Below are 13,612 nucleotides of genomic sequence, written 5' to 3'. Positions count from 1 at the left end.
TCACGTATAGTAAGGATATGGAAGGGGGCTTTACCTCAGTTGAGCCGTTACCGTGCAATGATTCAGCAAAGTTTGTTCTATATTGAGACTCATCTGCATGAGCAGATTGGGCTGGAAGAAGTGGCATCCGAGGCGTTGTTGTCGCCATATCACTACCATCGAATTTTCCGTAATGAGGTGGGCATGACCGTGGTGGATTATATCCGAAACCGTCGGATGAGTCTGGCGTCCACCACCCTCCGATCGACGGATGCGGGCATTTTGGACATCGCCCTGGCATGTGGTTTTGAGAGTCAGGAAGCCTTCACCCGTGCATTCCGCAAATTATATGGCATGCCACCAGGACGTTTTCGCAAATTGTTCGATCTGAAATTATTCGAAGGAAGAACCAGAGGAGGAGAATTACAGATGAACCAGACGTCAACAATTACAGGTTGGATGTTAACCGGGAGTCACCCGCAGAATTATGAGATGGGCATTGATCCGGCCGAAGTGCATCAGGGAAAAGCATCAGGATATTTGAAGGCCGTTACGCCAATGGAGCCCAACGAGTTTGCAACAATGATGCAACAGTTCAGAGCGGACAAGTATGTGGGTAAGCGGATGAAGTTATCGGGATTTGTGAAGACCGAGCATGTGGATGCGTTCTGCGGATTATGGATGCGTGTGGATAATAACGTGCATGATGTACTTCAATTTGATAACATGCATGATCGGCCAATTACGGGTACGCAGCCATGGAATCAGTATAGTATTGTGCTTGATGTGCCGGAGGGCAGCGCGGTCATCTCATTCGGGGTTATTTTGAACGGTAAAGGAAAAGTGTGGGTCGACAGCTTCCGCTTCGAGGAGGTTGATCTGAACACACCGCTGACACATATGGAGACAGAATACGAGATGTCGGACGAGCCGCTGAATCTGTCATTTGAGGAGTAAATGCAATTTAAGTGCAGATCCATTATCAAGCTGAGGCTATATGGGAATTATGATATAATGCTGGTGAGAATGGAGCTGATGCTGAGTGACGGAATTACTCGATCCACGAGTAGGTTTTGTGTTCAAACGCATTTTTGGAAGTGAGCAAAACAAAGATGTTTTGTTAGCTTTTCTGCAGCACGTTTATAGAGACCGGCGAATCTCCTCTTACGGAGATCACTGTGGTTAACACGTATACAGATAAGGATAGTCCAGAGGATAAACAATCCATTCTGGATATTAAAGCAAAGACGTTAGAAGGCAAACTAATTAACATTGAAATGCAGCTGTTTAACCCGTATAACATGGAGAAAAGGACGTTGTTTTATTGGAGTGAGATGTACTTTCATCAGATAAAAAAAGGGTGAAAACTATAGTCTACTCAAAAAATGCGTGACTATTAATATACTCAACTACTCCTGTCTGGATAATGAGCGATATCACAATGTTTTTCATTTACGAGAAGATCATACAGGTATTGGTTTGACGGATGATATCGAAATACATGTGATGGAACTAACCAAATTGGATGAGTATTCTGTTCCGATGGAAAAAGGCGGACTCGTGAATTGGTTATTATTCCTTAAAGGAATAGATACATCAAACTGGGAGGTGCTGGCCATGAATGAACCGATGTTGAAAAAGGCGATGGATACGCTGGAATTTCTGAGTGAGGATGCGTCCACCAGAATGGCCTACGATGCTCGAATGAAAGCATTGAGTGACGAAAAATCAATGATTGAAGGCGCACGAGCTGAAGGAGCGGCTGAAGGCAAGAGAGAAATGGCTCGTGAGTTACTCACACTTGGCGTAGATCTCTCTGCTATAGTTAAAGCATCTGGACTCTCTGAAGATGAAATTAAGAAGTTATTGCCTAAACAGTAACATGAAACGGGAATCTATAGATTAAGGGCTGATCCAATCACGGGTTGGCTCTTTTTGTCGTCATTGGGGTATAAAGAAAGTAGAGCCAAGTCCAAGCTGAGAGGATGAAAGCTTCTCATACAAATTGCAAACTCATCCATAGCTAAATCGCAAAGACCTTGCTAACATAAATAAAAAAGAACTGAATATTTACACGAAAACGAAGAGTGCAGAACCAGTCTGAAGAAACGAAGTTCAAAGCTTTCTGTCAGAAAGCTACTTCGGAAGCATATGCTACGCCCTTTATCACCGGATTTCCCCTTTGGAAGAAGGGGATTAAAGAAATCTGGGGATAACAGCGATCAGAAGACGGTACTGCACTTGAAGTTATCTCGTGTAACGTAGAGGATGAACCCTATGAATAAAAAAGTGCTCGTGGTAGATGACGAATCAAGTATTGTCAGTGCCATTGCTTACGCGCTGCGGCGCGAAGGATATGAAGTAGATACTGCGAGTGACGGCGAAGAGGCCTTGGTTAAGGTCGCATCGTTTCACCCACAGGTCATGATTCTGGACGTGATGATGCCCAGGCTCGATGGATACGGGGTATGCCGGAGGCTGGAGGACCGCGAGGATATCGGCATTATTTTGCTGACCGTCAAAAATGATATCGTGGACAAAATCGTTGGCCTGGAAATGGGCGCCGATGATTACATGACCAAACCATTCGAGATCCGTGAACTGCTCGCAAGGGTAAAAGCATTGATGCGCCGTGTCGAGAAAAGCAGTCCACCACCTGACAATTCGAAGAATCAGGCCATCGTGAATGGCACACTGCGTATTCATGTTGCTCACCGCACGGTGACCGTGAATGAGGAGAAGTTGGATCTGACACCAAAAGAGTTCGACCTGCTGACCATTCTCATGTCCAATCCCGAGCGTGTGTACACACGAGACGACCTGCTGGACCGGGTCTGGGGCATGGAGTATGCGGGTGGGACACGGACCGTGGACATTCACATCCAGCGTTTGCGTAAAAAAATTGGAGATACGGATCAGCAAAAATTACAGACCGTATACGGGATTGGCTACAAAGCATCTGCACCTGAAACAGGCGGGGCCATATGAGAGTCAGCATCAAGCTGAAGTTCAGTGTTTTTCTGGCAGCATTGCTTATCCTAACGGTGGTTGTGCTTAGTTCACTGGTCCTGCGTGGTATTGAACGCAATCAACAGTCACAGATTGAAGGTATTTTATCACAGCAGACACGGCTGGTGAATCTGAATGTGCGACAGTCCTACTACACGGAGTCCGTTCATCTTGAACAGGACGTTTTTTTACAACAAAACGGCCGTAGGCTTGCACAGGAACTGGCCAACTCTACCGGATTGCCAATTGCTCTCTATGATATGAAGGGCCAGCAAGTCGGTTCATCGATCAGCTCTGGGGAGAGTGCGATTGTTCAGGATACGCTCAACTATGCACTGCAAAATAAAATTGCCTATCATGAACAAGGGGATACCTTGCTCTATGCGGCACCGTTGGACGGTCCGGATGGACAGATGGGTGCTGTATGGATGCAATATCCGGTCCAAAGCTACCATGAATTCTATACTCGCATCCTTCAATTGTTCATATGGGCAGGAATTACCGTTGTTGCGCTGAGCTTCATATTAGGTTATCTGTTCTACAATCGGTTTGCCGTTGCGATTACCCGACTGAAGAGATCCGCAGATTCCATTCGCGAAGGGAATTACATTACGGAGTCTCCTTTAAAACGCAAGGATGAGTTGGGGGAGCTGGGGCAGGGCATCTATTATATGAGTACATCGATCCAACAAAATATCACAGCTATGCATGCGGAGCAGCAGAAGCTTCAACTGGCGATTGAGAAACTTCAGGCGCTGGAACAGCAGCAGAAACAATATATCGGTAACATCAGCCATGAATTCAAGACACCACTGACGTCGATCAAAGCCTATGTGGAGCTGCTCGACATGTATAAGGATGATCCGCAACTGCTTGATGATGCCACAAGTAACATTGGCAAAGAAACGGAGCGGCTGTACGAGATGGTCGAGAAAGTCTTACATTTATCTGCCCTGGAGAAGTATGACTTCGAGAACCAGGCCGAAGATGTAGAGGTCAGCGCTCTGCTGAAGGATGCCTGTGGCCGGATGCGGGGGAAAGCCGAGAAATTTGGGCTGAACATGGAACTGGATCTTGAACCGGCGGTGATCCGCAGCGATCGGGAGAGTCTTATGCATATTTTCATCAATATGCTGGATAATGCCATCAAATATAACGTTCCGGATGGTGTGATCCGGGTGAAGAATGAACTCCGGATGCAGGAGCGTCAAGCGGTTATTCGGATCTATAACTCGGGTACGCCGATTCCGGCAGAGGCGCGGGAGAAGATTTTTGACCCCTTTTACACGGTGAACAAAGACAGAGCCAGAAAAACCGGCGGAACCGGACTGGGGCTATCTCTCGTGAAGCAGTTTGTTGAAAAACAGGGCGGTACAATCACCCTGCTGTCGAGTGATCCAGAAGATGGGGAAGGTGTGACGTTCCAGCTCATGTTCCCTTTGGCTGATTCAAGTTTACAAGTTCGAAACAAGTCTGAATAACTTTGGAAGTATGCGATGTGTATGCTTGGTCTATAGCAAGAGAAACCAGGGGGGACCATCATGAATTGGAAACAAGCAGCTTTGGGCACGTTCGGAGCCATTGCCCTGTTAACGACAGCGGCATGCGGGGGAACAACGGAGCCGGGGGGCAACGCACAAGGTGGGAAAACGGGCACGGATATTACGGTAAAAGATAATACTAACACGTCCGTGTACCAGAGCTTCAAGCTGGAGAAAATTGATAAATTTCCGAATATGCGCGGGATCGCATGGCTAAGTGATGATTGGATTGTATCCGACAAAGAGAACAAGTCCTTGAAACCCGTCACGGTTGAAGGTCAGGAAAGATACCCGCACAACTTATATATGTATGATCTGACGAAAGGCACCGACACGCCGCTCAAGGAAAGTGAAGCCAGTCTGGGTGCACCGCTGGTGTCACCGGATGGTCAGTATCTGTTTTACCGGGAACCGGAGGAAAATACGGGCAAAGGCTACTTCCTGAACCTGCATAACGGGGAGACAACCCCTGCTGGCAAGGAGGATGGATTTATCCAAGAAGGCGCATGGCTGGATAATGAACATGTCGTTTTCCCTAATATGAAGGGTGATCTGATCTCGGCAAGTGTGGACGGTACAACAAAGGTACTGGTGGAAACAGGTAATTTCAATGTACGGAGTATCAAGGTGTCAGGCGATATGCTCTATTATATTACGGGCGAAGACGGCCAGTTGAATGCATACGATGCGAAGACGGGTGACGTAAAACAGGTGCTGAAGAGTGTGGAGTGGGTCATCCCATCTAATGATGGAACAAGGCTTGCGATTGTGAAAAGAACGGCGGATACCAAACGGGCGCTGGTGCTCACCGATCTGGAAGGCAATGAGAAGGCCACGCTTGCCAGAGGTACACAGATTTTCGGCACAAGCTGGTCGGGTGATGATTCCAAGATTGCGTATACGATCAATTCCGAGAATGATAATGAGAAAGGGCTGTTTGTCTCCAACACGGAGTCAGCAGAACAGTTCCAGATCTCGGCGGATATGGACAACGCTTCTGACCCACTCGCCTGGAGCCCGAAAGGAAATAAAATCCTGTTATCGCAGGCGGTATTGGAGAATGAATCGTATCACTTTGTAACCTCGGTCATTACGATCTCGGAATAGGGTGAATGGTGCAGAAAGATATGTTCCATATCTTTCATGCCTTTCTATACATTTATATTGACTAAGCTGTTCCGCTTCCGATAAACTAGAATGCAGGAATAAAAGTCGAATGTCAGGCAGCAGTTCGAGACGATGTTTCGGGCGGCTGTTTATTTTCTTTTTAACAGTAAGGGTGCAACGTAGTCGTCTTGCCGGATGATCCGGCTAATAACAACATGGAATAGGAACAGGTGATATACATGTGTAACAGCGCGTACCGCGTGCTTTTATATTATAAGTTCGTGAAGATTGAAGACCCCGAGACGTTTACACAAGAGCATCTGCAATACTGTAAGGACCTTGGTGTGAAAGGCCGTATTCTGATCGCATCCGAAGGCATTAACGGTACGGTATCCGGAACGCCAGAACAGACGGAACAGTACATGAAAGACATGCTGGCTAATCCGCTATTCAGCGACATGGTGTTCAAGATTGATGATGTCGAGGAGCATGCGTTCAAAAAAATCTTTGTTCGTCACAAAGCAGAGCTGGTAACCTTCCGTGTGGAAGATGAACTTGACCCAAATGTGACTAGCGGCAAACGCCTTTCGCCGAAAGAGTTCCATGAACATCTACAACGTGATGACGTTATCGTTATCGATGGTCGCAATGATTATGAATACGAAATTGGTCATTTCCGCGGGGCCATCCGTCCAGATGTGGAGTCGTTCCGTGAGTTTCCGGAGTGGATTCGGGAGAACCTGGGTGACATGAAAGACAAAACGATTATTACCTACTGTACTGGCGGCATTCGCTGCGAGAAGCTGACCGGGTTCATGATCAATGAAGGATTCCAGGATGTGGCTCAATTGGACGGCGGTATTGTCACGTACGGTAAAGATCCGGAAGTACAAGGCCATCTGTTCGATGGCAAGTGTTACGTGTTTGACGAGCGCATCTCTGTACCGATTAACCGGACAGAAGAGGATATTGTCATTGCTAGCTGTTATCACTGTGGAACGACACATGACCGATATATTAATTGTCCAACCTGCAACCTGCAGCATGTAAGCTGTGAGGATTGCGAAGAGACGCATAACCGCTTTTGCTCGGATGCCTGCCGGGAGGCAGCACCGGTACACGCATAAGCAGGAGAGCAGGTGCTGATCGTGAAGCGCGAAGAGGAACGAACGACGCGTGAACGGATTTTGTTCATGCTGAAGCAGCAAGGTACATTGACCGCGAGGGAAATGACAGCTGATCTGGGTCTGACCGGCATGGCCATTCGCCGTCATCTGACGGCACTGGAGCAGGACGGCTGGATTGAGGTTCGGGAGGCCCGGGCTACGGCCGGACGTCCGTCCTCGGTGTACCAATTGACGGTACGCGGGGACAGCTTTTTTCCAAAATCATATTCGTCCCTTACGCTGGAATTGCTTGAAGAATTGTCTGACTCTGCCGGTAGCGGTGTGGTGGATGCATTGTTCGAGAGTCGCCGGGACAAACTGCTTCGTAGCGGATTGCCACAGATGGAGGGCCAGGATCTGGCCGGACGGGTGGAGGAACTCGCGCGAATCCAGAATGCCAACGGATATATGGCGGATGCGTCCAGAGAAGACGATGGAACTTACGTCATTACGGAAATGAACTGCCCGATTGTACAAGTCGCGAGTGTCTACAAGCAGGCTTGCCGCTGTGAACTGGAACTGTTTCGCTCGCTACTTCAAGCTGAGGTAGAGCGCACAGAATGTTACGCCGATGGCGGCAAAAGGTGCAAGTATGAGATTCGCGAAGCGTCGGGGAATTAATTGGTTTATACACAAGAGATTGTTTCGATTCGTCGAAATAGTCTCTTTTTTTGGTAATGAATTACGTATAAACGCTATTTACGTATGGCGATGCGTGTTATAATGGAACGAACATCCAGTGCATGTTCGCATCCTTATATTTGCTTATACTTCAGCAGATATATCCTGTCCATTTTGCGCGTAGGAGTGAATAATAATGACAGAGTTGCTTGATCCCAAGAACGATTATGTGTTTAAACGAATCTTTGGAAGTGAAGAGAATAAGGATGTTCTTTTGGCTTTTCTGAATCATACCTTCAAAAATGCAGGTGAATCTTTACTGACCGAGATTGTGTTAATCAACCCTTATCTGGACAAGGATACACCGAGAGATAAACAGTCCATACTGGACATACGGGCCAAAACAGATCAAGGTGAGCTAATTAATGTTGAAATGCAGTTGTTTAATCAGTATGATTTAGAGAAGAGGACTTTGTTCTATTGGGGTAAACAATATTCCGGACAATTACTTGAAGGACAGAGATATAGTCAACTCAAAAAATGCGTAGCGATCAACATTGTTAATTTCAAAATGCTCGCTAATGATCAGTACCACAACGTATTTCATTTAAGAGAAGACCATACTGATATTCCGTTGACGGATGTTATAGAGATTCATTTTATGGAAATACCAAAGCTGAATGATGAAAATATTCAAATAAAGGATGGATTGGTGCGTTGGCTGTTATTTCTGAAAGGAATGACTAAATCAAGCTGGGAGGCGTTAATGATGCACGAACCCGAACCGGCTTTGAAAAAAGCCATGAGTGTATTGGAGTTTCTGAGCCAGGATGAGCAAGCACGTCAACGATATATCGACCGTCAGAAATTTCTATGGGACGAAGCTTCCATGATTGAGGGCGCACGAGAAGAGGGTCTCAAGAAAGGCATGGAGGAAGGAATTCAAAAAGGAATCGAAGAAGGGATCAAAGAAGGTGAAGCTGAGAGCAAGCGAAAAATCGCAATGAATATGCTCACTTTAGGTCTTGATCAGGCTACGATTATTAAGGCTACCGGGCTAACTCCATCTGAACTAGAGGAACTGCAAAAAGAAAAGGAATAAGCACTCTGGAGCTATCCTTTGATTGATATAAGGCGACCATACCCAAAGTACATTGGGAGGGAGGCCTCTTTTTTTTGAAAATTTTAAATTTGAAAAATCTCATGATGAAGCACAATACTTGTCTGGAGCGGAGAAAGCTGCCGTGATTGCCCAGTTGGATCAATTACCCAACGCCATACTGCCCCCGCATCTGCCACATGAAGCGACGGTTGTTCTTGATGTTACCAGAGCGTCCAGCATTCGCATCTTTATGAAGGAGTATGAGAAGTTGTCCGGTATTGGCTTTGCAGATATCGAACCCTGGATTAAGCTTGTTGCGGTCGCAAATTGATCGCGGATGCCATATCAGAAGCGGAGAAAACAATACTTGTGGACGAGATTAGAAGAAGACTTCATACTCCACTTTCATGAGTAGGACCTTATTTTGCTGTACCCATGGCGACCATCTACAGAACAATGTAGGTGGTTTTTATGTTTTATGTAATGTTTTCTATCACAACCATACGATGAAAGTAAATTGGAAGCGGTTCAACCATTGACGGATATCGGGACGCCCCTTAATATTAGGGGAACAATAAAACACCAACACGGGTCATGGACTTCAGTCGCATGAGAAAAGTCTATATTTGTCTGCTTTTGTCGATCAAAGCAACAATGCGTTGAAGCGTTTGTTTTGTCCCGCCCTATCGTGTCAATGGAATCTCGATAAGGGTAACCACATTTTATAAGATGGAGAGGGGTTCTCACACATGAAAAAGAAATTTTGGATGTCACTGATGATGGTTGCTTCAATGATCGTTGCAGCAGGTTGCGGAAATAACAGCGGTACAGGCTCGGAATCCGAAGGATCAGGGACTACAACAGGTGGAGGCAGCGAGGAAAAATCATATCAGATTGCCATCTCGCAGATTGTTGAACATCCATCTCTGGATGCTACACGTGAAGGATTCATCGCGGCCCTGAAGGAAGCGGGCATTGAAGAGAACAAGAACCTCAAAATCGATTACAATAACGCGCAAGGTGATTCGACGAACAACCTGTCCATTGCACAGAAAATCTCAGGTGATTCCAAAAATGATCTCGTACTCGGCATCGCAACACCATCTGCGCTGGCTCTGGCTCAACAAGTGAAGGACAAGCCATTGCTGTTCGCAGCGGTAACGGACCCGTTGGGTGCCAAACTGGTGACCGATATGGACAAGCCGGGCGGCAATGTTACAGGTGCATCGGATACGAATCCGGAGGCTATTGTACAATTGGCTGACTTTATCGCTAAAAATCTACCGGATGTGAAAACGGTGGGCTTGGTCATTAACGAAGGTGAACCAAATGCGGTGGTTATGGCAGATAACGCTGAAAAAGCGCTGGCAACACATAATATCAAGCTGGTGAAAGCACCAGTTACGAATACATCTGAAGTAAAACAGGCTACGGATTCTCTTGTTGGCAAAGTAGACGCCTTCTACATCACGCTTGATAACTCTGTCGTGAGTGCGGTGGATACGATCATCCAAACGGCAAACAGTAATAAAATTCCGTTCTTCTCCAGTGATCGGGATACTGTTGAAAAAGGAGCTTTTGCAACCGTTGGCTTCAAATATTATGACCATGGATATCAGGTTGGTGAGATGGCCGCGGACATTCTGAAAAATGGTACAAAACCTGGTGATATGAAAGTCACCGTTCCGGACAAACTGGATCTGATCCTGAACCTGAAAGCGGCTGAAGCCCAAGGTATCACGGTTACGGATGAGATGAAAGCGGAAGTAAAAGACCAGGAAAACAACATTATTCAATAGAATCAATTCATAAATTTAATGAGTTATGAGATTGATTCAATAATCTGACCGGAGTGTAATCCGGCAGTATGGATGCGAGGCGGACGTGCAACGGGTTCGCCTCATTCTTTTCGATAGACAGGGAGGAAGTAGTGTGAGTATAAGCTGGAATTCAATTGAAGGGGCGATCGAGCTGGGGCTTTTATATGCACTGATGGCACTTGGTGTATATATTACGTTCCGCATACTCGATTTTCCTGACCTTACCGTAGACGGAAGTTTTACAACAGGAGGCGCAATCGCGGCGGTTATGATCTCCAATGACTTCTCTCCTTGGCTCGCCTGTTTGGCGGCAATGGCTGGCGGCATGGTGGCTGGGGCTTGTACAGGTCTGCTTCATACCAAAGGCAAAATCAACGGATTATTATCCGGGATTTTGATGATGATCGCGCTCTACTCCATTAATATGCGTATTCTTGGCGCACCGAATAAATCCATTATGGGTATGGATAATCCATTCTCAGGTGAGCATGTCATGGTGTTAATTATCATCGTGGTGCTGGTATTTAAAATCATGCTTGATCTGTTCATGAAAACAGATGTTGGACTGGCACTCCGCGCGACAGGTGATAACAAACGCATGATTCGCAGCTTTGGTGCAAATACGGATGTGACTACCATTGTAGGTGTCAGCTTATCCAATGGATTGGTTGCCCTGTCTGGTGCATTCATTGCACAGCAATCAGGTTTTGCAGACATCACGATGGGCATCGGTATGATCGTTATTGGACTGGCTTCCGTCATTATCGGTGAGGCCATTCTTGGAGCAAGAACGGTATTCTGGGCTACACTTGCAGCGATCGTTGGTTCAATCATTTACCGGATTGTGGTCGCGCTTGCCCTTCAAGTGGAATGGTTTGATACATCTGATCTGAAGTTGATCACCGCGGTGATCGTCATTATTGCTCTTGTATTCCCAACGATGCAGCGCTCCATGAAGCAGCGAAGTCTGGCTCGCAAACGAACGGAAGAGTTGATGCGATCCGGGGGTCATCAGGCGAAGGGAGGTATGTGATCATGCTGGAGATTACGCAAGTAACCAAGCTGTTCAACCCAGGTACAACGGATGAGAAGACCGCGCTGGTCGGTGTGAATCTGACAATGAATCCGGGAGATTTTGTGACGGTGATTGGCAGTAACGGAGCGGGTAAATCCACGCTGATGAACATCATTTCGGGTGTGATGAAGCCGGACATGGGTGATGTGCTGATCAATGACCGCTCCATTAAAAACCTGCCGGAGCATAAACGTAGCAGCTGGATTGGCCGGGTATTTCAGGACCCGATGGCAGGAACAGCACCACATATGTCCATTGAAGAAAACATGGCGATGGCATACAAACGTGGTAAAGGACGCGGACTGGGCTTCGGAGTTACCCGTGCCAGACGGGAGATTTTCAACACGCAACTGGAGAAGCTGGGAATTGGACTGGAAAAGCGGCCGAATGCAAAAGTGGGTCTCTTGTCTGGCGGGGAGCGCCAGGCACTTAGCCTGTTAATGGCTACGTTTACCCAGCCGCAAATTTTGCTATTGGATGAGCATACGGCAGCCCTTGACCCATCACGTGCCGAACTGATCACGGAACTAACGGAGACACTTGTGCGTGAGATGAGACTGACTACATTGATGGTGACGCACAATATGGAGCAGGCCATTCGTCTGGGTAACCGTCTGATCATGATGGACAAAGGCCGAATTATTCTGGATGTCAGCGAAGAGCGCAAGCGTACGTTGACTGTCCCTGAGTTGCTTGGTGAATTCGAACGGATTAGCGGCAAAAAAATGGCAGATGATCGTGTCGTGCTGGGTTAAGACAAGGGAACACTTGTTGGAAGAACAGATATACGTACCGTAACCCACAATCTAAGCCATCTATAAGTTAGACCATAAAAACCTTTTGCGTTCTCGCAAAGGGTTTTTGTGGTATGTTGAACACGTTGAAAAAATGGAATGAATCTATACGATTTCGGATCAGCGAATTATACATAGTAGGAGGAACCAGGCATGTCTTTGCAATTGGATGAAGGGACATATACGGTAACACGGCGAACGGAATCCATTTGTCTACTCGCCAAGGAATTTGCACTGCTGCATTTCCTGTATGAAAACAAGGAGAAAGCCTTCACCCGCAGTCAACTGCTGGATCGGGTATGGCCGCTTGAATATCCGGTTGAACGCACTGTGGACGATCATATCTATCGCCTGCGCAAGAAATTGAAACGCTGGGATGAGATCCGTCTGGATACAGTAAGGGGCTATGGATATCGGCTTGCTGTGCATGAGAACAAGTCCGCTCTACCCGCTAGCCCCTCTGCTCAGGACCCAGAAATGCAGGAGGTCATTCACGGATTACTTCGTAAATATCACTTGTTTGGGCAGGGAAACGCCATACAGACCTTGGTCCAACAGCAGGAAACACTCGGTATTCAGATTGTCCCGTATTATCAGTTGTATATCCGTTTTATACAGGGAGATCTGGAATGGCTGATTACAACAAAGGAAATTCCCTTTGAGGAGCGTCTATACTGGCTACTGATTTTCGTGCACCCCCTGATCGAGCCAGCGGATAGTATACAGCTGTATGAGAAAGCTTTGAGTTCAGCTGCATTGTCTGCCGATCAGCTTCGCGAACTCCGCATTCTGAACATCGTTGAAGTATATGTAGAGGTGGGCCAATATCAACGTGCCAAAGAGCAGCTGGAAGAAACGTATCGTGTAATAGAGACAGACGAGCTCAAGAATTTCAGACTGCCTGTAGCACTTGCAGCGTTGTATGTGGAACTATGGGGTGGAAGCGGCGAAGCTATTGAGGCCCAGATGGCAGTCCTGCGAGCAGGGTTGAAGGATGCACCCTATCTGCGAGAGATTGGACGTTTTCAGGTGATGGAAGGCCTATGGTTGCTTCGACAGGGACGGATTCGTGAGGCAGAGTTAAGAATGGATGACGGTCTGGATGTATTGAAAATGTCGCTGAACGCACCGCTATATCTGAATGCTGCATATCAGATTCTCCTATTCCTGGGTCATCATCGAATCGAAGGCAGAATTCGTAGTAAGTATCGTCAAGTGTATGCAGAGATCGGCAAAAGTTACGGTGTACCCGCATATGGACAACAAATTGTAGATGAAATACGTAACTTCTTATCTCCTACCTCCCCATCCTCTGATCTTCCTCTGATATAACTCCTTTATGATTACAGCCAAGGAACATACAGGCCACAAGCGGCTGTAATCAAGGGAGGAAGTACA

Annotated in this window: 12 protein-coding genes and 1 pseudogene; all 13 read left to right on the top strand. The window is 46.8% G+C overall.

Annotated features, from left to right (window positions below):
• The first annotated feature begins 39 nt into the window (after positions 1–39).
• Positions 40–936, top strand: coding sequence for a helix-turn-helix transcriptional regulator (locus tag MHH92_RS28725; RefSeq protein WP_084650287.1), 897 nt, complete (start codon positions 40–42; stop codon positions 934–936).
• Positions 937–1,021: 85 nt separating this feature from the next.
• A pseudogene (locus MHH92_RS28720) lies at positions 1,022–1,860 on the top strand (Rpn family recombination-promoting nuclease/putative transposase).
• 396 nt (positions 1,861–2,256) lie between these two features.
• A complete protein-coding gene (locus MHH92_RS28715) occupies positions 2,257–2,967 on the top strand; it encodes a response regulator transcription factor (protein ID WP_340907412.1) in 711 nt (236 codons plus the stop codon).
• Positions 2,964–4,469 (top strand): sensor histidine kinase, encoded by a 1,506-nt coding sequence (locus MHH92_RS28710; RefSeq protein ID WP_340907411.1) that lies wholly within the window; start codon positions 2,964–2,966, stop codon positions 4,467–4,469. The genes MHH92_RS28715 and MHH92_RS28710 overlap by 4 nt, the downstream gene beginning before the upstream one ends.
• Positions 4,470–4,529: 60 nt before the next feature.
• The gene (locus tag MHH92_RS28705) at positions 4,530–5,636 is read left to right on the top strand and encodes a TolB family protein (protein WP_340907410.1); all 1,107 of its coding nucleotides are present in this window, start codon (positions 4,530–4,532) and stop codon (positions 5,634–5,636) included.
• A 239-nt stretch (positions 5,637–5,875) separates the two neighbouring features.
• Positions 5,876–6,763, top strand: a complete 888-nt coding sequence (trhO, locus tag MHH92_RS28700; protein WP_036606654.1) for an oxygen-dependent tRNA uridine(34) hydroxylase TrhO — start codon at positions 5,876–5,878, stop codon at positions 6,761–6,763.
• A gap of 12 nt (positions 6,764–6,775) precedes the next feature.
• Positions 6,776–7,423 carry a helix-turn-helix transcriptional regulator gene (locus tag MHH92_RS28695; protein ID WP_081745846.1) on the top strand — a complete coding sequence of 216 codons (648 nt, stop codon included), beginning with the start codon at positions 6,776–6,778 and terminating at the stop codon, positions 7,421–7,423.
• Between the two features lie 196 nt (positions 7,424–7,619).
• Complete coding sequence (locus tag MHH92_RS28690) at positions 7,620–8,525, top strand: Rpn family recombination-promoting nuclease/putative transposase (RefSeq protein ID WP_253504028.1); 906 nt, start codon at positions 7,620–7,622, stop codon at positions 8,523–8,525.
• 118 nt (positions 8,526–8,643) lie between these two features.
• Positions 8,644–8,856, top strand: a complete 213-nt coding sequence (locus MHH92_RS28685; protein ID WP_340907409.1) for a hypothetical protein — start codon at positions 8,644–8,646, stop codon at positions 8,854–8,856.
• A 418-nt stretch (positions 8,857–9,274) separates the two neighbouring features.
• Positions 9,275–10,324 (top strand): ABC transporter substrate-binding protein, encoded by a 1,050-nt coding sequence (locus MHH92_RS28680; RefSeq protein ID WP_047840843.1) that lies wholly within the window; start codon positions 9,275–9,277, stop codon positions 10,322–10,324.
• A 193-nt stretch (positions 10,325–10,517) separates the two neighbouring features.
• Positions 10,518–11,378: an ABC transporter permease gene (locus MHH92_RS28675; RefSeq protein WP_051154091.1), complete on the top strand. Its 861-nt coding sequence runs from the start codon at positions 10,518–10,520 to the stop codon at positions 11,376–11,378.
• A 2-nt stretch (positions 11,379–11,380) separates the two neighbouring features.
• A complete protein-coding gene (locus MHH92_RS28670; RefSeq protein WP_036606660.1) occupies positions 11,381–12,175 on the top strand; it encodes an ABC transporter ATP-binding protein in 795 nt (264 codons plus the stop codon).
• A gap of 192 nt (positions 12,176–12,367) precedes the next feature.
• Positions 12,368–13,546 (top strand): winged helix-turn-helix domain-containing protein, encoded by a 1,179-nt coding sequence (locus MHH92_RS28665; protein WP_340907408.1) that lies wholly within the window; start codon positions 12,368–12,370, stop codon positions 13,544–13,546.
• Positions 13,547–13,612: the final 66 nt, after the last annotated feature.

The sequence above is a fragment of the Paenibacillus sp. FSL M7-1414 genome (assembly GCF_038003195.1).
Taxonomy (GTDB): domain Bacteria; phylum Bacillota; class Bacilli; order Paenibacillales; family Paenibacillaceae; genus Paenibacillus; species Paenibacillus amylolyticus.
The sequence above is the reverse complement of the archived record's forward strand: the minus strand, read 5'-3'. Positions and strand labels throughout refer to the sequence as shown.

Excerpts from the sequence above, each read along its gene's own strand:
- MHH92_RS28715 (WP_340907412.1), top strand. The coding sequence starts at position 2,257 with ATGAATAAAAAAGTGCTCGTGGTAGATGACGAATCAAGTATTGTCAGT.
- MHH92_RS28710 (WP_340907411.1), top strand. The coding sequence starts at position 2,964 with ATGAGAGTCAGCATCAAGCTGAAGTTCAGTGTTTTTCTGGCAGCATTG.
- MHH92_RS28705 (WP_340907410.1), top strand. The coding sequence starts at position 4,530 with ATGAATTGGAAACAAGCAGCTTTGGGCACGTTCGGAGCCATTGCCCTG.
- trhO (WP_036606654.1), top strand. The coding sequence starts at position 5,876 with ATGTGTAACAGCGCGTACCGCGTGCTTTTATATTATAAGTTCGTGAAG.
- MHH92_RS28690 (WP_253504028.1), top strand. The coding sequence starts at position 7,620 with ATGACAGAGTTGCTTGATCCCAAGAACGATTATGTGTTTAAACGAATC.
- MHH92_RS28680 (WP_047840843.1), top strand. The coding sequence starts at position 9,275 with ATGAAAAAGAAATTTTGGATGTCACTGATGATGGTTGCTTCAATGATC.
- MHH92_RS28675 (WP_051154091.1), top strand. The coding sequence starts at position 10,518 with ATGGCACTTGGTGTATATATTACGTTCCGCATACTCGATTTTCCTGAC.
- MHH92_RS28670 (WP_036606660.1), top strand. The coding sequence starts at position 11,381 with ATGCTGGAGATTACGCAAGTAACCAAGCTGTTCAACCCAGGTACAACG.
- MHH92_RS28665 (WP_340907408.1), top strand. The coding sequence starts at position 12,368 with ATGTCTTTGCAATTGGATGAAGGGACATATACGGTAACACGGCGAACG.